Origin of the sequence: Streptomyces sp. NBC_01622 (genome assembly GCF_045209635.1) — a bacterium.
Lineage (GTDB): Bacteria > Actinomycetota > Actinomycetes > Streptomycetales > Streptomycetaceae > Streptomyces.
In genome coordinates this window covers 9,185,683-9,205,967 of the sequence record NZ_CP109293.1, presented here as the reverse complement: position 1 = coordinate 9,205,967, position 20,285 = coordinate 9,185,683, and the positions used below count along the sequence as shown (strand labels likewise).

The following is a 20,285-nucleotide window of genomic DNA, read 5'->3' as shown; positions in this document are numbered from 1 at the left end:
CAGCCTTGATGGCCGCCGTTCACATACCTGCCGCTCAGTGGTCGCACGCCCAGGATGCCTTGCTCACGGCCCCTTCGGCCTGTGTGCGCAATGCACGTACCGCCGCTGCCGGGTCGGATGCCCCGTAGACCGCCGAACCGGCGACGAACACATCGGCTCCGGCCTCCGCGCAGCGCTCGATCGTCGAGGCCGAAACTCCTCCGTCGACCTGCAGCCACAGCTCCAGCCCGTGCTTCCTGATCAGCTCACGGGTGCGGCGGATCTTCGGCAGCATGATGTCCAGGAACGACTGGCCACCGAAGCCCGGCTCCACGGTCATGATCAGCAGCATGTCCAGCTCGCCCAGCAGATCCTCGTACGGCTCGACGGGCGTCGCCGGCTTGAGCGCCATGGAGGCGCGGGCGCCCTTGGCCCGAATCTCACGGGCAAGCCGCACCGGAGCCGCGGCCGCCTCGACGTGGAAGGTGACGGAGGAGGCACCCGCCTCGACGTACTGGGGGGCCCAGCGATCGGCGTCCTCGATCATCAGATGGCAGTCCAGCGGGGTGTCCGTCGCCCGGGCCAGTGACTCTACGACCGGCACGCCGAGCGTGAGGTTCGGGACGAAGTGGTTGTCCATGACGTCGACGTGGAGCCAGTCGGCGCCCTCGACCGCCTTGGCCTCCTCGGCGAGACGGGCGAAGTCGGCGGACAGGATGCTGGGGTTGATCTGCACGGCCATGCCCCAAGCCTGCCATGTCCCGCGGGGGTTAGCGGCATCGGTCGGTGGCGGACGGGATCGGGTGCGGGGTACGGGGCCACCGCGTCCACTGCGAGAATCCCTCCCTGAGCGAAGAGGGAGATGGCATGGGACAGCCGTTCGGCTCCTATCAGAACGAGATCTACTTCAACGGGCTCGGCGGAATCGTGCCGTCCTACCCCATGGCTTTCGCGGAACTGGAGGAGAGGGCGAGCGCGGCGCTGCCGCCCTCCGTCTGGTCGTACGTCGCGGGCGGCGCCGGCGACGAACGCACCCAGCGCGCCAACGTGACCGCCTTCGACCACTGGGGACTGGTCCCCCGCATGTTCGTCGGAGCGGCCCAACGCGACCTGTCCGTCGACCTGTTCGGGCTGAAGCTGCCCTCCCCCGTGTTCATGGCACCGGTCGGTGTCATCGGCCTGTGCGCCCAGGACGGGCACGGCGACCTGGCCACCGCGCGGGCCGCCGCGCGCACCGGCGTGCCGATGGTCGCCTCCACGCTCACGGTCGACCCGCTGGAGGAGGTCGCCACCGAGTTCGGGGACACCCCGGGCCTCTTCCAGCTCTACACCCCGACCGACCGCGACCTCGCCGCGAGCCTCGTCCACCGTGCCGAACAGGCCGGCTACAAGGGCATCGTGGTCACCCTGGACACCTGGATCACCGGCTGGCGCCCGCGCGACCTGTCCACCGCCAACTTCCCCCAGCTGCGCGGCCACTGCCTCGCCAACTACACGAGCGACCCGGTCTTCCGGGGCCGCCTCGCGCGCACCCCGGAGGAGGACCCCCAGTCCGCGGTCCTCCTCTGGACGCAGCTCTTCGGCAACCCCCTCACCTGGGACGACCTCCCCTGGCTGCGCTCCCTGACCGACCTCCCCCTGATCGTCAAGGGCATCTGCCACCCCGAGGACGTGCGCCGGGCCAAGGACGGGGGCGTGGACGCCGTCTACTGCTCCAACCACGGCGGTCGCCAGGCCAACGGCGGCCTCCCGGCCCTCGACGCGCTCCCGGCCGTGGTCGAGGCGGCGGACGGCCTCCCGGTCCTCTTCGACTCCGGCGTCCGCAGCGGCGCCGACATCGTCAAGGCGATCGCCCTGGGCGCCACCGCCGTCGGCATCGGCCGCCCGTACGCCTACGGCCTCGCCCTGGGCGGCACGGACGGCATCGTCCACGTCCTCCGCTCACTCCTCGCGGAGACCGACCTGATCATGGCCGTCGACGGATATCCAACCCTCGCCGACCTCACGAGGAAGGCCCTCCAGCGCGTCGTATGACCCATGCGTCAACCGGCCCTGCGGACAAGCGCGTTCCGTGATCCGCGCGTCGACCGGTCCTGCCGATGACGACGTCCTGTGACCGGCGGATCAGCCAGTCCTGCCGATGACGTCGTCCTGTGAGTGACCGGCCGACCGGTCCCGCGGAGGAGCGCGTTCCATGATCCGCGCGTGAGCCGGTCCCGCAGATAAGCCCGCCCTGCGACCAGCGCGTCAGCCGATGCTGCGGTTGACCGCGTCTGTGATCCGCGCGTCAACCGACCCTGCCGATGACAGCGTCCTGTGACCCGCCCGTCAGCCGGTCCCGCAGATGAGCGCGTTCCATGATCCGCGCGTGAGCCGGTCCCGCAGATAAGCCCGCCCTGCGACCAGCGCGTCAGCCGATGCTGCGGTTGACCGCGTCTGTGATCCGCGCGTCGACCGGTCCTGCCGGTGACGGCTTCCTGTGACCGGCCCGTCAGCCGGTCCTGCGGATGAGCGCCAGGTACATCGCGTCGGTCCCGTGCAGATGCGGCCACAGCTGTACGTCGGGACCGTCGCCGAGTGCCGGGACGCCGGGGAGGAGCGGGCGGGCGTCGATCAGCTCAGTGTGCGGGTACTGCTTGAGCAGGTCGTCGACGACGGCCCGGGTCTCGGCGAGGTGCGGCGAGCAGGTCGCGTAGCCGACAACGCCGCCGACGCGCACGGATTCCAGCGCGGTGCGCAGCAGCCCGCGCTGCAGGGGCGCGAACCCGTCGAGGTCCTCGGGCCGGCGCCGCCAGCGCGCCTCGGGGCGGCGGCGCAGCGCGCCGAGTCCGGTGCAGGGCACGTCCATCAGGACCCGGTCGAAGCTGCCGAGCCGCCACGGCGGCCGGGTCCCGTCGGCGGCGATGACCTGGTACGGCCCGGGGTTCCCGGCGAGCGCCTTCGCCACCAGGCCCGCGCGGTGCGGCTGCTTCTCCGAGGCGAGGAGCGTCGCCCCGCGCTCGGCGGCCACGGCGGCGAGCAGCGCGGCCTTGCCGCCGGGCCCGGCACACCCGTCGAGCCACTTCTCGTCCGGCCCGTCGAGCGGCGCGTTGGCCAGCGCGAGGGCGACCAGCTGACTGCCCTCGTCCTGCACCCCCGCCCGGCCCTCCTTCACGGCCGCCACGGCCCCGGGCTCGCCGCCCTCGCTGAGCCGCACGGCGTACGGCGACCAGCGCCCCGGCAGCGCGGCCTCCTCGCGCAGCAGCTCGTCGGTGGTGGACCGGCCGGGCCTGGCCACGAGGGTCACCTCGGGCCGCTCGTTGTCGGCCTCCAGCAGGTCCTCGATCCCGGCACGGGGGCCGCCGAGCGAGTCCCACAGCGCGGAGACGACCCAGCGCGGGTGCGAGTGCACGATGGCGAGGTTGTCCTCGGGATCGTCGTCGTAGGGCGGCGCGACCCGTTCGACCCACGTGTCGAAGTCGTCCTGCGCGACCTTCCGCAGCACGGCGTTGACGAACTTGGCCCGCCCGTCGCCGAGGACGACCCGGGCGAGCTCGACGGACGCGGACACGGCGGCGTGGGTCGGGATCCGCGTCCCGAGCAGCTGGTGCACCCCGAGGCTCAGCACGTCCAGCACCGGCGGGTCGACCTCACGGAGCGGCCGGTCGACGCACGAGGCGATGATCGCGTCGTACGTCCCCTGCCGCCGCAGCGTCCCGTAGACCAGCTCGGTGGCGAGCGCGGCGTCCCGGGTATCGAAGTCGCCCTTCTCGCGCGCCTTCCGGAGCAGCGGCGGCAGCACGAGGTTGGCGTACGCGTCCCGCTCGTCGACGGCCCTCAGCGCCTCGAAGGCGAGGATGCGGACGGGGTCCTTCTGCGGCCGGCGGTAGGGCTTGCCGGGCTTACGGGGTCGCGGGGACTGCTCGCTCACGAAAAAGGTGCTCCGGATTTCTGGCCGAGATGTGCGTCCAGCCTACGTCGCACCGGCCCGACCGCGCGCGGAACGTCACACGGCCAGAGTCCCGACCGTCTCCCCCGCCCCGATCCGCGCCCCGCGCGCCCAGTCCGCCGCCCGCATCGGCTTCTTGCCCTGCGCCTGTACCCACAGCAGCTCGACGGCGTACGACCCGGTGCCCACGTACACGTTGTTCTTGCCCACGGAGAGCTCACCGGGCGCGAGGTCGGTCCGCTCCGGCACGGGCACGGCCTGCACGATCTTCAGGCGCTCACCCCGGAAGCCGGTCCAGGCACCCGGCGCGGGGGTGCACCCGCGCACCACCCGGTCCACCCGCAGCGCAGGAGCCGCCCACTCCACCTGGGCGTCTTCGACGTTGATCTTCGGGGCGAGGGTGATGCCGTCTCCCGGCTGCGGTACGGCCTTCAGGGTGCCGTCCTCGATGCCGTCCATGGTCGCCACGAGCAGGCCCGAGCCGGCGAAGGCGAGCCGGGTCAGCAGGTCGCCGCTGGTGTCCGTGGGGCGGATCTCCTCGGTCACGGTGCCGTAGACGGGCCCGGAGTCGAGTCCCTCCTCGATCAGGAACGTGGAGGCGCCGGTGATCTCGTCGCCGGACATGATGGAGTGCTGCACGGGGGCGGCGCCGCGCCAGGCGGGGAGCAGCGAGAAGTGCAGGTTGACCCAGCCGTGGGCCGGGATGTCGAGGGCGACACGGGGCAGCAGGGCGCCGTAGGCGACGACGGGACAGCAGTCGGGCGCGATCTCCCGCAGCCGCTCCAGGAACTCCGGGTCGCGCGGCTTGACGGGCTTCAGCACCTCGATCCCCGCCTCCTCGGCCCGCTCGGCGACGGGGCTCGCCACCAGCCTGCGCCCACGCCCGGCCGGTGCGTCGGGCCGCGTGACGACGGCGGCCACCTCGTGCCGCCCGGAGGCGATCAGGGCATCCAGTGCGGGAACGGCGACCTCGGGGGTACCGGCGAAGACGAGCCTCATGGGTGCGTTCGGGCCTCTCGGGCGGGAGTGTGCGGGCAGCGCACCAGTCTATGGTGCGTGGGCCCAGGGGCCCACGTCGGCGGACGCACGGACGCCCGCAGCGCGCACCGGTTCACCGGGGGCGTACGCAAATGCCCTTACGCCCCCGTTGCGTGACCAGCGGAGCGCACACGCGTTGGTCAAGAAAGAGTTGACCACTATGGGCCGCATTCACGCGGCCCGATCCGTTTCAACGCCGGTTCGAGAGGCTTGTTCATGGCCGACCACGCAACCCACGACGCCCAGGCTCGGGCCAGCCTGCACTTGCTGGTGCGGGACATCGAGCGGGTCCGCCGGCAGGTGGACGCACTGCGCACGCTCACCGCCCAGCTGGGCAACGTCTACCGCCCGCGCCGCTCCGGCCCGTCCACGGGCTTCGTCGTCTACGGGCGCGCTCCCGCCCCGACGGTCCGTCTCGCGCAGGAGCTGCGGGACAGTGTCGAGACCCTGGTCACGGCCGCCGTGGACTTCGACCGCTCGCTCGGTTTCTCGTGGGACGCGGTGGGCTCGGCCCTCGGGGTCACCAAGCAGGCGGTACACCGCCGCTACGGCGCCCGCCGCGCCGCGACCCAGGCAGCGGCCGACGCCGAACGCACGACCGAGGCGGCGACCGCCCGCCCCGTCACGGTGAACACGGGCCTCCCCCCGATGCCCGCGCTCCCGACGGTTCCCGCCGCCCGCTCCATGCCGACCCAGCCCACAGCAGGCAGCCCCACCCTCCGCGAAGAGGCCAGGCCAACAGCCTTCCCGGGCCCACGCAACGGCTGATTCCACGACGAACCTTGTCTGCCTCCCGGACGAAGACCGGGAGGCAGCTGTATGCCGGAGGCACGGACAGCCGGCCGCCGACGGCGAGAACCCCCACGGGAAAGGTCCACTTCTCGGCGGACGGTGAACGGGCGGTGCGTGGGTGGGAGAAAAACCGAGGCCGAAGGCCGAGGCCTCACCCGATGTCCGGCGGATCGACACGCACCCGCACCACATCCCCCCCACCCCGAGCCATCCGGGCAGCCTGCGCCCCCTTCAACGCGGCAGCCAACGCCCCGCCACTCCCCGGCCGCACCCGGATCAACGCCCGCTCCCACCGCTCCCCCACCGCCGGCCCCCCCACCCGCCGAGGCCCCCCGGCCGACACGACCGGCACCGGTACCGGCCCCAACACCTCGGCGTCCGGCGGCAGTTCAACAGCCGCGAGAAACTCCGCCACAGCCTCCGCCGCCCCGGCCACAGCAGCCATCCTGGACACCGGCGGAAACCCCAACTCGGCCCGCTCGGCCAGCTCCCGCACCGCATGCCCCACGGGATCCCACCGCACAAGCGCCTGCACAGGCCGCAAGGTGGGTTCAGCCACGACAACCACCGTCCCCCCATCCCCTTGCGGCCGTACCAGCGAACTCGCCGCGATCCACCGCCGCAACGCGTCCTCCCCGGCCCGCAGGTCAGGCCGCCCGAGCATCGCCCAGCCATCCAGCAGCAGCGCCGCCGCATACCCACCCTCGGCGACCGGCTCGGCCCCCGGCGTACTCACGACCAGCGCGGGAGTCCCCGGCACCGTGTCGAGCACCTGCTCCCGCCCCGACGTCCGCACCGGCACCGCGGGAAACGCCCGCCCCAGCTCCTCCGCGGTCCGCCGCGCCCCCACGACCTGGGCCCGCAACCGGAACCCCCCGCACTCGGGACAGTGCCAGGAGTTCTCCTCGACCCCGCACCACCCGCACCGCAGCACCCCCGCGTCCTGCCCCTCCAACGGCCCGGCGCAGTGCCGACAGCGCGCGGCGGCCCGGCACTGCGCGCACGCCATCCGCGGCACATACCCCCGCCGGGGCACCTGCACCAGCACGGGCCCGTGCTTCAGCCCCTCCCGCACCGCCTGCCAGGCCAGCGTCGGCAACCGGGCGGCCCGAGCGGCCTCGTCCCGCGCCAAGTCCCCGTCCCCCACGGTCCGTACGAGCGGAGCGGCCGCACGCACCTGGTCGCGCGACGCGACCAACGGCCGCGCCCACCCGCTCTCCACGAGCTGCGCCGCCTCCACCGTGCAGCTCCAACTCCCCAGCAGGAACCCGCACTTGTCCAGCGCTGCGCGCAGCAGCAGCACCTCCCGCGCATGCGGCTGCGGCGCGTGCGGCTCGCTGTGGCTGTCGTCCCCGTCGTCCCAGATCACGACAAGCCCCAGGTCCTGGACCGGCGCGAACATCGCCGCCCGGGTCCCGACGACCGCCCGCACGGACCCCCGCCGCACGGCCAGCCACTGCCGGTACCGCTTCTCGGGCCCGGCATCGGCGGTGAGCAGCGCATGCCGCCCCTCACCCAGCAGAGCCGTCAACGCGGCGTCGACCCGCCCGGCGGCCCGCCCGTCCGGTACGACGACGAGCGCCCCGCGCCCCGAGGCGAGCGTCGCGGCGACGGCCCGCGCGATCTCCTCGCTCCACTCGGGCCCCGGCAACGCGTTCCACACAGCGCGCGGCGCACCCCCCGAGGCCAGCGCCTCCAGAAACCCGGCCCCCCGCTCGTACCGCCCCCAGGACCCCGCCTCGGGCACCCCCGGCGGCGGCAAGGGCGCGGGCGACGGCTTCTGCTCGGCCCGCGCGCTGCGCGGCGGCACGGCCAGCTGCAGCACATCGGCGAGGCTCCCCGCGTACCGGTCGGCGACGGCACGCGCGAGCCCGAGCAGTTCCGCGCTCAGCACCGGCTCCGGCGACACGACCTGTGCCAGCGCGGCGAGCGGCCCGGAGTAGTCCGACTCGGCCAGCCGCTCCACGAGGAACCCGTCGATCAGCCCCCCGCCCTCACGCCGTCCGTCCCGCACCCGGTGCCGCCCGGCCCCGAACCGCACCCGCACCCGCACCCCGGGCTGCGCGTCGGCGTCGAGCTCCGCGGGCACGGCGTAGTCGAAGTACCGGTCGAGATGCAGCACCCCCTTGTCGACCAGCACCCGCGCGACGGGCAACTCCCCGGCCAGCGCGGCCCCCCGCCATGTCCGCGGCTTCGCCCTCGGCCCTTTCGCCTGCCGCACACTCTCCCGAATCAGCGCAAGCTGCTCGGGCGGCGCACCCTCCGCCCCGCCGTCCCGTTCCCCGTCCGCGCTGCTCACGCCTGCATTCTTACCAAACGCGACTGACAACGGCCGACGACCGCCGTCCGCGCCCGGTCTTCTAGACCTCGGCGAGCAGCCGCACGACGAGGCGCTCCGCGTAGGCCATGTCCTCGTCCGGGTCGCCGTCCCGGAACCGCCCTCCCGCCTCCGAGGCGGCGAACCCGAGCATGAACGTGGACAGCAGCCGCTCGGCCCGCGGAATCTGCTCCTCCTGGAGACCGGCGGCGCGCAGGGCGCCGTAGACCGCGTTGCGCGGCCCGACCGCCTCCGGGGTCACGGCCGGCCGTTGGAAGAGGAGGAGGAACAGGTCGGGGTGACGGCGGGCGGTGGCGCGCATGCTGTGGGCGAGCAGGCGCAGTTGCTCGCGCCAGTCGAGTCCGGGACCGGGTACCTCGATCTCCAGCAGCAGTCGCTCCACGAGGCCGTCGAGGAGTCCCTGCTTGTCTCCGACGTGCCGGTAGAGCGTCATCGGGTTCACGTCGAGTTCCTGCGCGACGGCCCGCATGGTGACGGCCGGCAGCCCCTTCCGGGTCGCCAACTCCCATGTCACGTCGAGCACTTGATCACGACTGATCCGCCGTGGCGTCACTTGACATCCTCCCTCGAAGCTACGTATACACAGTATACGTATACGTTGTATATATCGAGGGAGTGGCCATGCTGACCGTCAGCGGCCTGCGCAGACGATGGGGTCCCGTCCAGGCCCTGGACGGCTTCGACCTGCGGATCGAGTCCGGCGAGATCTGCGGCCTGATCGGCCACAACGGCGCGGGCAAGACGACCTTCGCCCGCATTGTCGCCGGCCTGGAGCGGCCCGACGCGGGCTCGGTCCTCGTCGCGGGAACGGACCTCGCCACAGCCCCACGCTCCGCCCGAAACCTGGTCGGCCTTGCGCCCCAGGAACTGGCCCTCTACCCCACCGCCACCCTGCGCCAGAACCTCCGCCTCTTCGGCGGCCTGGCCGGCCTGCGCCGGACCGAACTGCGCTCCGAACTGGCCGCCGTAGCAGAGGAGTTGGCCCTCACCGACGTACTCGACCGACCGATCGCCACGCTCTCCGGGGGCCAGCAGCGCCGCGCCCAGGCGGCCACGGTCCTGCTGCCCCGCCCCCGCGTGCTGCTGCCCGACGAGCCCACCGTCGGCGCCGACCCCACCACCCGCGAAGCGCTGCTACGACTCGTCAGGACCCGCGCCGACGAAGGCGCCGCCATCTGCTACACCACGCACTACCTGCCGGAGTTGGAGGACTTGGGCGCCACGCTCGCGGTGGCCGCGGCCGGCCGGGTGATCGCCCGCGGCGACCGCGCCGACCTCCTGGACGGCCTGCCCGGCGAGGTCACCGTGACGTTCACCGGCCCCGTGCCCGAACACCTCGCCCAGACCTCAGCTGCCCCCGGAGAACTGCGTTTCACCACCGTGGACCCAGCCCGGGCCCTGGCCCGGCTCCTCCGGGATCTGGGCCCCGACACCACCCGGGTCCGCTCGGCCGCGGTCCGCGAACCCTCCCTCGACGACCTCTACCGAAGCCTGGCCGCCGACCGACTCCCCACGGAGACCCACCATGCGGCCTGAACCCGCCCCGACCACGGCCCGCCGCACCTGGGCCATGACCCGCCACACCCTCGTCCTGCTCGTCCGGGACCCGGGAACCCCGCTCGCCTACACCGTCATGTCCCTGGTCCTCCTGAGCGTGCTCCACCCGGTCTACGACCGCCTCGCCACCCCCGGCACACCGGGCGTCGTGCAGGCCGCCCCCGGCATCGCGGTGATGTTCACCCTGCTCGCCCTGGACGTGGCCGGCCAACTCCTGCTCTCCGAACGCACCTGGCACACCTGGGACCGCCTGCGCTCGGGCCCGGCCACCCCCACAACGATCCTGACCGGCAAGGCCCTGCCGCTGGCGGCGCTGTTCCTCGCCCAGCAGGCCGTACTCTTCCTCTTCGCGACCGCGGCCTTAGGCTTCCCTCTCGCCGCCGGCACCTGGCGCCTACCACTGCTGGCCCTCCTCTGGGCAGCCTGCGTGACCTCCTGCGGCCTCGCGCTCGGCGTCCACGCCCGCAGCCAGGGCCAGTTGGCCGCCGCCTCCGACATCGGCGCCCTCACGATCACCTGCCTCAGCGGCTGCCTGGTCCCCCTCACAGTCCTCCCCCACTGGGTCTCCACGGTGGCCCCCGCGACCCCGGGCTACTGGGCCCTGCACGGCTTCCAGGCATCCGTCACCGGCGACCCCCGGGCCTACGCACACGCGACGGCGGTCATCGCGGCCATCACGGCGGCGGCCCTCCTGGTGGCCGCCCGCGGGACCCGCCACTGACTCTCCCGAACAGGGCCCGGTGTCCGCCGGCTTGCGACCGAACCTGGCCGAAATCCCTTACTCGACACGGCAGTTCACGTCGGCTTCGCTCCGAATGAGGAAACGGGAAACACCCGTTTCGCCTTGTTCGGCCCAGCCGGCTGCCACACGCTGAATCGCGGCGCTCACCGGCTGTCGGCCGGGGAGTGACGGAGGTCGACGTGTTGGATCAGTCGCACGACTTCGGGCCGGAACTGCGCAGAAGGCGCCTCGCCGCCCGGCTCTCCCTGCACCAACTGGGTCAGCGCGTGCACTACAGCAAGAGCCAACTGAGCAAGGTGGAACGGGGAATCAAGCGTCCGACGCCCGAACTGGCACGCCTGTGCGACACCGAGCTGCGGGCCGGAGGCGCACTGAGCCGGCTCGTGACCGTCCGGCCCTCCGAACCGCCGCTGACCGCTCCCGGAAGCGACGACGAGGTGTGGCTGATGCAACTGCGCAAGGACGGTTCGAGTTCCTTCCAACCCGTGACCCGGCGCGGGCTCATCACCGGCGGCGCCGCCTCGGTGCTGACCCTGCACACGGGCGACCCTCGCTCGCTCCCCCTTGAGGGCGCCGAGACCTTCGCGGACGCCTCACGCATGCTGTTCGACCAGTTCCGGCGACTCGGTCAGACGTCCGGTCCGGCCAGCGTGCTGCCGCCGCTCATCGCCCAGACCCACAGCCTGGAACAGCTCTCCAGGCACAGCGGCCCACGCGGACGGCAGACCCTGCTGCTCCTCGCCTCCCGTTACGCCGAGTACGCGGGCTGGATGGCCCAGGAGTGCGGCGACGACACGGCCGCGATCTGGTGGACGGACCGCGCCGTACACCTTGCCGCGGCCGGTGCGGACCCCGGGCTGGCCACCTACGCACAGGTCCGCCGCTCGCTGATCAGCCTGTATCGCGGGGACATCGCCGAAGCCGTCCAACTGGCCACCCATGCCCTGGAGAGCGACGCACCCGCCCGCATCCGCGGCCTGGCCGCTCAGCACCTGGCCCAGGGAGCCGCCGCCGACGGCGACCACGACACCTGTATGCGCAGCCTCGACCGCGCCCGCCGACTCCTCGAACAGGACGCCGTCGACCCCGCCGAACCGGTCCTCGGCGCCTCCCACGTACCCGACGTGGTCTCGATGTTCACCGGCTGGTGGCTGTACGACCTGGGCCGCCCGAAGCAGGCGGCCGAGCTGCTGGACCAGGAGACCGCCCGCATCCCGGAGCACGCCTTCCGGACCAGGGCCCGGTACGGCGTCCGGCGCGCACTGGCCCACGCGGCGGCGGGAGAGATCGACCACGCCTGCCGGATCACCACCGACATCCTGCCGTCCGTGCGGCTCACCCACTCCGCGACGGTCTCCGCCGACCTGCGCCGCCTCACCCACACGCTCGGCAGACACTCCCGCAACGTCTCCGTACGAGCGCTGATCCCGGACCTGTCCGCCACGCTCACCCGCTCCAGGACCTCCTAGAAGGGTTACGACCATGCACGAGATCTTCGTCAACTACCGCACCAAGGGCGGCAAGGAGGTCGCCTACTCGTGCGACCGTGTGCTGTCGGCCAGGTTCGGCCCCGACAGCGTGTTCCTCGCCCGGAAGTCGATCGAGCCCGGCGACAACACCGACGCTCTCGTCCGGGGCGCCCGGCGCAGTCATGTACTGCTCGCCCTTGTCGACGAGGAGTGGCTCGACGCGCCCGACCGGAACAGGCCGGGCAGGCGGGCGCTCGACAACCCCCAGGACTGGGTACGGCGCGAGATGGAGGAGGCGCTGGTCTCCGGGGTGCTGATCGTGCCGCTGTTCATCGGCCGCAGGGTGGAGCAGCTCGATCCACGACGGCTCCCCCGGTCGATCGCGGAGATCGCGGAATGCCAGTACACGCGGGTGGAACTGCACAGCCTGGAGACCGATCTCGCCCGGCTCGGTGACCGTCTCGTGCGCCTGGTGCCGGCCCTCGCTTCTCTCGCCTATCCCGAGTTGTTGCTTCCGGCGTTAATCGATCACGGTTCAGCGGCCGTCCCCGCGTAGCCCGGCGGTGCCGAACTCGCCCTTGTTATGGCTTGAGGGCGGTAGGTCCTGTGCCAGTGAACGCCCGACTCCTGGAAAGTAGTTGAGGTACAGGAAATCCCGGTGAGATTGATCTGCACACCGGCGAGCCGCGATTGTGAGCCGCCTCCACGGCCGGCACCCGCACGGACAAGCCGCTGCTGACGTTCAAGCAGATCGCCGTGGTGGTCGCGTGGACCGTGGACGCATGAGTGACGCAGCCACGGCGCCGACTACGACGCTCCTCACAGGGCCAGCGCGGTTCGCGCCAGTCCGCGGAGCCAGGCGTGGGCGTGATCGGTGTCGTAGCGCTGATGCCATGACAGGTATATCGGTGCCGACGGCAGTTCGAGCGGGAGGGGGAGCACGACCAGGCCGAGGTCGGCGACCGCTGACCGCGTGGTGGCTTCGGGGACGCTGATCAGGATGTCGGAGCCGCGCGCGAACTCCAGAGCGGCCCCTTCCGTGGGCGCGGTCGCCACCACACGGCGGGTGAGGCCGAGCCGGGCGAGGGCGTCGTCGATGGCGTTGGTGAGGTTTCCACGTCGCGAGACGGTGACGTGTTCAGCGTCGGCGTACTGCTGTGCGGTGAGGGTCCTGACGCGGGTGAGGGGGTGCCCCTGCCTCGCGACGACGACGAGGCGGGTCTCGCCCACGTTCTCGGCACGGATGTCCGGTGCGCTCGGGCGGTTGGAGTTCGCCTCCAGGTCGACCTCGCCGCGCCGCAATTCGGGGGTGTCGATGCTCGATTCCGCGACGAAGCGCAGTCGCACGCCTGGCGCCTGTCCGCGCACGGCCGCGAGCAGTGCGGGGCCGCTCAAGGCGACGAGGGAATCGTGCCAGCGGAGTGTGAACGTGCGCTCGAGCGTTGCCAGATCGAGTTCACGGCTCGGTGCCAGCACCCCCTGGACCTGGTGCAGCAGCTCGTGCACCTGTTCCCGGACGGCGATCGCATACGGCGTCGGGGTCATCGTGCGGCCGGTGCGCACGAGGATCTGATCCCCGGTCGTGCGCCGGATCCGGCCCAGACTCCGGCTCATCGCGGGGGCGGTGACGTGCAGGCGCGCCGCCGCCCCGGCCACACTGCCCTCCTCCAGCAGCGCGTCGAGCGCGGCGAGCAGGTTCAAATCCAATTGCATGTGAGTAATTCTAACCGTGCCTGACATGCATTTGAAGTTAATTGCCGGGCTGCCTACCGTTGAGGCGAAAGCGCAAGAAGTAACGCGCAGTTCGGCCCTCGACCGGCCTCAGCACCCCTCCTCAGACGGGAATACCGCCATGTCCGAAACGCTTCAGACCACCGACGTCGCCGCCTCCGACGCCGACCTGCTCGCCCAGACCGCGATCGCCGTGCGTGAGGCGGGTTCGGCGCTGCGCGAGCGCTTCGGCGAGGTGGTCCGCTACCAGAGCCGCGAAGAGCTGATGCGCGCGCTGGCCGTCAACGACGACGCGGCTCTCGACATCCTGCGTCCCCGTCTCACGAGCCTGCGTCCGCAGGCCGGCTGGGTGGAGGACGAACTGGACGGCGGGGCGCTGCCGGCCGGCGAGTGGTGGGTCGTGGATCCGGCCGAGGGCAACGTCAACCACCTGCACGCCCTGCCGGAGTGGGCGGTGACCGCCACCCTCGTGCGGGAGAATCAGCCGGTGCTCACCGCAGTGCACCTGCCGTTGACCGGCGAGACCTACACCGCGCTCACCGGCGCGGGCGCCCACCTCGACGGCCGGCCGCTGCACGTCTCCCAGACCGCCGACCTCGGCCTGAGCATCGTGGCCACCAGCCAGGCCCGGCCGGACGAGGACGAAAAGGTCGTGCGGCGGGTCGGCTCCTCGATCACCGCGATGCTCTTCGACGCGCTCGTCGTCCGCGTCGCCGTGCCCGCGACCCTGCACCTGCTGAACGTAGCCGCCGGCCGGATCGACGCCTTCTGGCAGTTCGCCGGCGCCCGCGCGGACCTGCTTCCCGGAGCGCTGCTCGTCACCGAGGCCGGCGGACGGATCTCCGACGCCGAGGGCCGCCCCTGGACCCCCCAGAGCCAGAGCTTTGTGGCCGCCGCGCCGGGCGTCCACGCCGAGGCCGTGTCCACGCTCTCGCGCTGACCGCGCACTACAACCCGCACGCCCACGGAAGGACCAGATCATCATGACCAAGATCGCAGTTCTCGGAAACGGCCGCGTCGGCGGCAACCTGGCCGCAGCCCTCGCCCGGGCAGGACACGAAGTGACAGTGGCGGACCGCACGCCGGGCACCGCCGCCGACGCCGCCCGGACTGCCCGGATCGTCATCAACGCCACCCCGGGCGCCGGCTCGCTGGACCGGCTCGCCGCTCTGCGCGAAGAACTCCGGGACAAGATCCTCGTCGACGTCTCCAACGCCACCACCGACGGACCGGACGGACTGCCCGCCGATCTGATCTACCCCGGCTCGAGCCTGGCCGAACAGCTCCAGAAGGCGCTCCCCGAAACGCGCGTCGTCAAGACACTCAACACCATGCTCTTCCCGGTGATGACCTCGCCGGACACGCTCGCCCAGACACCGACCGTGTTCCTCTCCGGCGAGGACGCGCAGGCCAAGCAGAGCGTCCGCGAACTGCTCACCGACCTCGGCTGGCAAAAGGAATGGATCACCGACCTCGGCGGGATCCAGACCGCCCGCGCCACAGAGGCCGCGATCCTGTTCGTACCTCACGTCATCCGTTCCACCGGATTCACACCCTTCGCGATCTCAATCGCCCGCTGACTGTCGAGCTGCGCCGGCTGGAGGTAGCCGGAGCCGGCGCGTGGCATGGATGGGTTCCCGGTGGGACACGATCGTGGGATGTACTGTCCGACTTGGTGGCGGAGTCGACGTTGACCTAGGGGCGTCAGGCACAAACTCTCGCCTCGTCAGTCATCCGCCAGAACTTGAACCCGGCGACGTCCTCTTCGCCGGCGTCGTGCCAAGCCCGGCCCGCCGCATCAAGGAACCCCAGCCAGACCGCTACCGCAAAGGCGTACTTCCTCCGCGTGCCCGCGCTCGCGTTACGCATCCGCGCCGAGGCGAAGAACCCGTTGACCTCCGGCACCGACCAACCATCGGCCCGCAGCAGCACCGGCTGTCCCATCTGCGTGCCGTGCGCGTGCGCCCACTCCGCCGGCGTCGGCCCCTCACAGTCACTGAAATCCCAGCAACAGTTGGTTGTGGCCAGAGACCTCCGGGGCACTTGACCGCAGTGCGCGGGCCGATGGGTCCGCGCCCGCCGAACCCGACTTCACGGTGCGCAACGACCACCAGAGCGGCGGCATCGGCCAGGTCAGCGGCACCGTAGGAACGCATGTGCACGACGCCCGCGGTCCGCTCCACACGGGCGACGGCGATCAGTTCAACGGGACGCAGATCAACGGCGACGGCACGAACCACATCGCCGGGGACAACCACGGCGGGATACGTCAGGGGTTCGGTACCCGGACGCCCCGCGGGGGCGAGGAGCGGTGACCGAGACCTTCGGTTCGTATGTGCACGAGGCCCACGGATCGGTCCACAGCGGCGACGGACCTCAGTACAACTTCTACTACGCCGCCGAGGCCAGGCTGCGCGAACAGGCGAGCAGGCGTCCGCGTGCCGTCGCGAGGGAGGACCGCGAGCAGTTCGCCACGCGGTTCGTGCCGCCGCGCGGTATGCAGCTCGCGCGCGACCGGCTGGACGAGCGGAACACGGTGCTGATCGACGGACTGCCGGGCAGCGGCCGGCGCACCGCCGCGATCATGCTGCTGCACGATCTGTCCGACACCCGCGGCAGTCTGCACGAGTTGCCGGACACCTCCGACGACACGGCCGCGTCGCCGCTCGACGTCCGGGACATCAGTGTGGGCGACCGGCTGCTGCTGGATCTCTCGGAGACGGGAGAGGCCCGGTATCTCGCCATCCAGAACGTGCTCTCCGATTTCCGCGACAGTCTTGTCCGGCGCGGCGCCCATCTCGCCGTGGTGCTTCCCCACCACCTCGGCTACCTCCTCCAGGGCGAACTGAAGCGCCTCACCGTGGAGATCGGCCGCCCCTCGGCACAGCGCGTGCTCGTCCGGCATCTGCGGCACGAGGGCATCGAACCGTCGCAGTCCGACCTGGGCGGCAGTGATCTCCTGAACTATCTGACGCAGGCCCCGCTGCGTGAAGTGGCCGGACTCGCAGACCGGATCCGGCGCTGCCGGGAGGTATCACCGGCCGACCGGGGTTTCTCCCACTGGCTCGCCGAATCGCTGGTCGGCCAACAGGACCAGCGCTCGCGCGTCGCGGCGGATCTCTCGGCCCGGCCGGACGGGCGGCACAGGGCACTGCTGCTGTCCCTCGCCCTGTTCCACGGGGCCGCCCCGGGGGCTGTGCTCCAAGGCGCGAACGCCTTGCTGCGGGTGCTCAGCCATCCACCGGACCCCACCCCCCGGCTCGACCGGGCGGACCTGTACGCCGAACTCTCCGACATCGGCGCCGAGACACGGGCGGACGGCCGGGTGCGGTTCCGCATCGCGGGATACGACCGTGCGGTGCGGGACCACTTCTGGACCTTCCTGCCGGACATCCGCAGACAGCTGCGCGACTGGTTCGACATGTGCCTGACCGACCCCTCGCTCCTGCGGTACGGCCGCAAGGAGGCCGTAGCCAGGTTCGCCGCCCAGAGTCTGCGCACCGCGCGTCCCGAGGATCTGTCCTGGCTCGCGCATCGGTGGACGTCGAGCAAGGCACCGGCGCGACTCGACCTCGACGCGGCCCAACTCCTGGCATGCGGGCTCGACGACGAGCGGTACGGCCGCTTCTTCCGACAGCAGATCTACGACTGGAGCACGTCGACGGAGACGAGCTACGGGCTCAGGCGGGTGCTCGTCCCCGTGTGCTCCACGACCACGGCCCGCTCGCATCCCGACCAGGCCCTCGTCCGGCTGCACCATCTCGCGCGACGCACGAACGGCGTCGTGGGCGTGGACGCCCGCCGGGCTCTGCTCGATCTGGCACGGTCGGACGACCGTCTGTACCGGCGGATGCTGGACCGGCTCGGTGCCGGGATCGCCCAGGGCCAGTGGGTCGAGGACCTCGCCCTCTTCCTCGAACTCGCCGACCCCGTACGTCTCGTGGCGCATCGAAGCGTCCGCGAGTCGCTGATCGCCTGCTGGAGCGGCGTCCTGCGCCATCCCGTCGAATCCTGGGCCGCGGCTCTGGCACGCTGGCTGACCGCGAGCGAGGGCGTCCGCCATCGCGAGCTCGTGCTCAGAGTGCTGGCCGCCGCCTGCGACACGGACGTCCGGATCTCCGGTCGCCTCTACCACGGTGCCCTGCTCTGGCAGTACGCCGACCCGAACGCGTCCCGTGCCGAGACCGTCTCCCTCCTGCTGCGGAAGATCAACACCGCGCAGGGCATCGAGTCCCACCCACTCGCCGTCTGACCGCGAGCACCCATCGGGGGCCTTCCATGAGTTCCGGACACAAGGCGATGACGCTGTTCCTCACTGTCATCGTCGGCCTGCTCCTCGTCATCCTCGGACTGTGCGCCGACTGGCCGCGCTGGGCCTGGGACGCGTCCGCCGCGCTGCTGGCGGTCATCGGCGTGGTGACGCACCGGCTCCTCGCACCGAAACCCGAGCCGTTCCGGCGTGAACTGCTTCCGGAACCGGATCTCCCACTGCCGGAATCCGTGCGGCAGGAGCAGCGGGTGGCCCATGTGGCACTGCCCAGCTCGGTCGCCGACTACGACTTCTCCTTCTCCGCGGCGGTGCGCTGGCTGGTGCTGGACGCACTGCCGGACGCGCCCTACATCAACCCGGGGGGCCTGGCGATCGACGCCGTCCTCCAGCGCGCCCATGTGGTGACGGCCCAACATCCGCCCCACCGCAGCGCGTTCGCACAGCACCAACTCGACGGCGTCCTGGCGACCATGCGCGTCGACTCCACCGGCCGGATCATGGCGATGGCCTTCGACGTCTCGCTCAGCCTTCCGGAGCACGACCGTGAGCGACTCGCCAGGCTCTCCGACGTACGCAAGGACGAGGACGTCTGGGAGCACGAACGCAACTACGAGCGCAGCAAGAGGGTCTACCTCGGCGAGGACGTGCTCAAGGACACCGGCAGTGCGGTGGTGTGGTGGCTTTCCCGCAACGAGAAGGAGGTGGAGGGCGCGGTCGACCGGATCGGTCTGCTCGCCCAGCTCTCCGCCGCGGCCAAGAACGAACCGGTCGCACCACCGTTCGAGCACTTGGTGTCCCCGCCGAGGACCGTCTTCGCGGACAGCCCGCAATCCGCCGACTGGCAGCAGCCCTACGACATGGGGGACGCGACGGCGTCCGACAACGGCTCGGGCGACGGTCTCTCCGTCGACTCGCTGCTGGAGTGGTTCGGGTTCTCCGCCGCCGATCCGGATGTCGACCTGTTCGCGGAACGCCTGATCCACCTCGCGTCGGTGCACGGCAAGACCGGTGCCGTCGACGAGATCAGGCGCCGCTTCGGCCACGACCCGGCGGAGCAGGGAGACGACGACGGGGTGGGCGACTCCGCCCCGCCCCCGGGTGACGAACCCCCGCACTGACGAAACGCCGAGGCCCGGCTCCCCCAAAGGAAAACCGGGCCTCGCGACGGCAATCGCGGGGTTACAGCCCCGCCGCCTTCCGCAGTGCGTCCACGCGGTCCGTACGCTCCCAGGTGAAGTCGGGGATCTCACGGCCGAAGTGGCCGTACGCGGCGGTCTGGGCGTAGATCGGGCGGAGCAGGTCGAGGTCGCGGATGATGGCGGCTGGGCGGAGGTCGAAGACCTCGTCGATCGCCTTCTCGATCCGGTCGGTGTCGACCTTGGCGGTGCCGAAGGTCTCCACGAACAGGCCCACCGGCTCTGCCTTGCCGATCGCGTACGCCACCTGCACCTCGCAGCGCGAGGCGAGGCCCGCGGCCACGACGTTCTTCGCGACCCAGCGCATCGCGTAGGCGGCGGAGCGGTCGACCTTGGACGGGTCCTTGCCGGAGAACGCGCCGCCGCCGTGGCGGGCCATGCCGCCGTAGGTGTCGATGATGATCTTGCGGCCGGTGAGGCCGGCGTCGCCCATCGGGCCGCCGATCTCGAAGCGGCCGGTGGGGTTCACGAGCAGGCGGTAGCCGTCGGTGTCGAGCTTGATGCCCTCGTCCAGGAGCGCCTTCAGCTCGGCCTCGACCACGAACTCGCGGATGTCGGGGGCGAGCAGCGACTCCAGGTCGATGTCGGACGCGTGCTGCGAGGAGACGACGACCGTGTCGAGGCGGACGGCCTTGTCGCCGTCGTACTCGATGGTGACCTGGGTCTTGCCGTCGGGGCGCAGGTAGGGGATGGTCCCGTTCTTGCGGACCTCCGAGAGGCGCTTGGCGAGGCGGTGCGCCAGGAAGATCGGGAGCGGCATCAGCGTCGGCGTCTCGTCCGTCGCGTAACCGAACATCAGGCCCTGGTCGCCGGCACCCTGCTTGTCCAGCTCGTCGTCGTCGCCCTCGACACGGTTCTCGTACGCCGCGTCGACACCCTGCGCGATGTCCGGGGACTGCGCGCCGATGGACACCGAGACGCCGCAGGAGGCGCCGTCGAAGCCCTTCTTGGAGGAGTCGTAGCCGATCTCCAGGATCTTGTCGCGGACGAGCTGCGCGATGGGCGCGTAGGTCTTGGTGGTGACCTCGCCGGCCACGTGCACCAGGCCGGTTGTGATCAGCGTCTCGACGGCGACCCGGGAGGTCGGGTCCTCCCGCAGAAGCGCATCGAGAATGGTGTCGCTGATCTGGTCAGCGATCTTGTCGGGGTGACCTTCGGTCACGGACTCCGAGGTGAAAAGACGACGGGACACAACGCTCCCTGAGGTTGCAGCGGCTGCTGGCTGATCATTGGCGGACGGGACGG

Annotated in this window: 19 protein-coding genes; 11 read left to right on the top strand and 8 right to left on the bottom strand. The window is 71.6% G+C overall.

Translation table 11 applies throughout. From position 1 onward, the window contains the following. Positions 1-34: 34 nt before the first annotated feature. A complete protein-coding gene (rpe, locus tag OH768_RS42710) occupies positions 35-721 on the bottom strand; it encodes a ribulose-phosphate 3-epimerase (RefSeq protein WP_406461889.1) in 687 nt (228 codons plus the stop codon). Positions 722-846: 125 nt separating this feature from the next. Here rpe and OH768_RS42705 point away from each other — a divergent pair, with 125 nt between their 5' ends. Next, on the top strand, positions 847-2,013 hold the full coding sequence (locus OH768_RS42705) for an alpha-hydroxy-acid oxidizing protein (RefSeq protein WP_406461887.1): 1,167 nt from the start codon (positions 847-849) through the stop codon (positions 2,011-2,013). A 457-nt stretch (positions 2,014-2,470) separates the two neighbouring features. On the opposite strand, the gene OH768_RS42700 is transcribed toward OH768_RS42705, so the two are convergent. Continuing rightward, positions 2,471-3,889, bottom strand: coding sequence for an RsmB/NOP family class I SAM-dependent RNA methyltransferase (locus OH768_RS42700; RefSeq protein ID WP_406461886.1), 1,419 nt, complete (start codon positions 3,887-3,889; stop codon positions 2,471-2,473). A 75-nt stretch (positions 3,890-3,964) separates the two neighbouring features. After that, a complete protein-coding gene (fmt, locus tag OH768_RS42695) occupies positions 3,965-4,906 on the bottom strand; it encodes a methionyl-tRNA formyltransferase (RefSeq protein ID WP_406461884.1) in 942 nt (313 codons plus the stop codon). 255 nt (positions 4,907-5,161) lie between these two features. Between fmt and OH768_RS42690 the strand changes: the two genes are divergently transcribed. Next, positions 5,162-5,713, top strand: a complete 552-nt coding sequence (locus tag OH768_RS42690; RefSeq protein WP_406461883.1) for a hypothetical protein — start codon at positions 5,162-5,164, stop codon at positions 5,711-5,713. 175 nt (positions 5,714-5,888) lie between these two features. On the opposite strand, the gene OH768_RS42685 is transcribed toward OH768_RS42690, so the two are convergent. Both OH768_RS42685 and OH768_RS42680 read right to left on the bottom strand, forming a co-directional pair. Further along, positions 5,889-8,036, bottom strand: a complete 2,148-nt coding sequence (locus OH768_RS42685) for a primosomal protein N' (protein ID WP_406461882.1) — start codon at positions 8,034-8,036, stop codon at positions 5,889-5,891. 61 nt (positions 8,037-8,097) lie between these two features. Then, positions 8,098-8,628, bottom strand: coding sequence for a TetR/AcrR family transcriptional regulator (locus tag OH768_RS42680; RefSeq protein WP_406461880.1), 531 nt, complete (start codon positions 8,626-8,628; stop codon positions 8,098-8,100). Positions 8,629-8,696: 68 nt separating this feature from the next. Between OH768_RS42680 and OH768_RS42675 the strand changes: the two genes are divergently transcribed. From OH768_RS42675 to OH768_RS42660, 4 genes are all read left to right on the top strand, one after another. Continuing rightward, complete coding sequence (locus tag OH768_RS42675) at positions 8,697-9,611, top strand: ABC transporter ATP-binding protein (protein ID WP_406461878.1); 915 nt, start codon at positions 8,697-8,699, stop codon at positions 9,609-9,611. After that, positions 9,601-10,353, top strand: a complete 753-nt coding sequence (locus OH768_RS42670) for an ABC transporter permease (RefSeq protein WP_406461877.1) — start codon at positions 9,601-9,603, stop codon at positions 10,351-10,353. The genes OH768_RS42675 and OH768_RS42670 overlap by 11 nt, the downstream gene beginning before the upstream one ends. 200 nt (positions 10,354-10,553) lie before the next feature. Beyond that, complete coding sequence (locus OH768_RS42665) at positions 10,554-11,843, top strand: helix-turn-helix domain-containing protein (RefSeq protein WP_406461876.1); 1,290 nt, start codon at positions 10,554-10,556, stop codon at positions 11,841-11,843. Between the two features lie 13 nt (positions 11,844-11,856). Continuing rightward, positions 11,857-12,399, top strand: a complete 543-nt coding sequence (locus OH768_RS42660; protein WP_406461874.1) for a hypothetical protein — start codon at positions 11,857-11,859, stop codon at positions 12,397-12,399. 263 nt (positions 12,400-12,662) lie between these two features. Here OH768_RS42660 and OH768_RS42655 read toward each other — a convergent pair whose 3' ends face one another. Further along, the gene (locus tag OH768_RS42655) at positions 12,663-13,556 is read right to left on the bottom strand and encodes a LysR family transcriptional regulator (protein ID WP_053747144.1); all 894 of its coding nucleotides are present in this window, start codon (positions 13,554-13,556) and stop codon (positions 12,663-12,665) included. A gap of 139 nt (positions 13,557-13,695) precedes the next feature. On the opposite strand from OH768_RS42655, the gene OH768_RS42650 reads away from it, so the two are divergent. Beyond that, positions 13,696-14,514: a 3'(2'),5'-bisphosphate nucleotidase CysQ gene (locus OH768_RS42650; RefSeq protein ID WP_053747145.1), complete on the top strand. Its 819-nt coding sequence runs from the start codon at positions 13,696-13,698 to the stop codon at positions 14,512-14,514. 43 nt (positions 14,515-14,557) lie between these two features. Continuing rightward, positions 14,558-15,154 carry an NAD(P)-binding domain-containing protein gene (locus OH768_RS42645; RefSeq protein WP_266655938.1) on the top strand — a complete coding sequence of 199 codons (597 nt, stop codon included), beginning with the start codon at positions 14,558-14,560 and terminating at the stop codon, positions 15,152-15,154. Between the two features lie 124 nt (positions 15,155-15,278). Here OH768_RS42645 and OH768_RS42640 read toward each other — a convergent pair whose 3' ends face one another. Next, a complete protein-coding gene (locus OH768_RS42640; protein ID WP_266592842.1) occupies positions 15,279-15,518 on the bottom strand; it encodes a hypothetical protein in 240 nt (79 codons plus the stop codon). 74 nt (positions 15,519-15,592) lie between these two features. Between OH768_RS42640 and OH768_RS42635 the strand changes: the two genes are divergently transcribed. Genes OH768_RS42635 through OH768_RS42625 form a run of 3 tightly spaced genes read left to right on the top strand, consistent with a single transcriptional unit; the run spans position 15,593 to position 18,962 of the window. Then, positions 15,593-15,889 (top strand): hypothetical protein, encoded by a 297-nt coding sequence (locus OH768_RS42635; protein WP_406461872.1) that lies wholly within the window; start codon positions 15,593-15,595, stop codon positions 15,887-15,889. After that, positions 15,886-17,826, top strand: coding sequence for an ABC transporter substrate-binding protein (locus OH768_RS42630; RefSeq protein WP_406461871.1), 1,941 nt, complete (start codon positions 15,886-15,888; stop codon positions 17,824-17,826). The genes OH768_RS42635 and OH768_RS42630 overlap by 4 nt, the downstream gene beginning before the upstream one ends. Positions 17,827-17,852: 26 nt before the next feature. Beyond that, entirely contained in the window at positions 17,853-18,962 is a 1,110-nt protein-coding gene (locus tag OH768_RS42625) for a hypothetical protein (protein ID WP_406461870.1), read from the top strand. A gap of 61 nt (positions 18,963-19,023) precedes the next feature. On the opposite strand, the gene metK is transcribed toward OH768_RS42625, so the two are convergent. Beyond that, a complete protein-coding gene (gene metK / locus OH768_RS42620; protein WP_406461868.1) occupies positions 19,024-20,232 on the bottom strand; it encodes a methionine adenosyltransferase in 1,209 nt (402 codons plus the stop codon). Between the last annotated feature and the right edge of the window lie 53 nt (positions 20,233-20,285).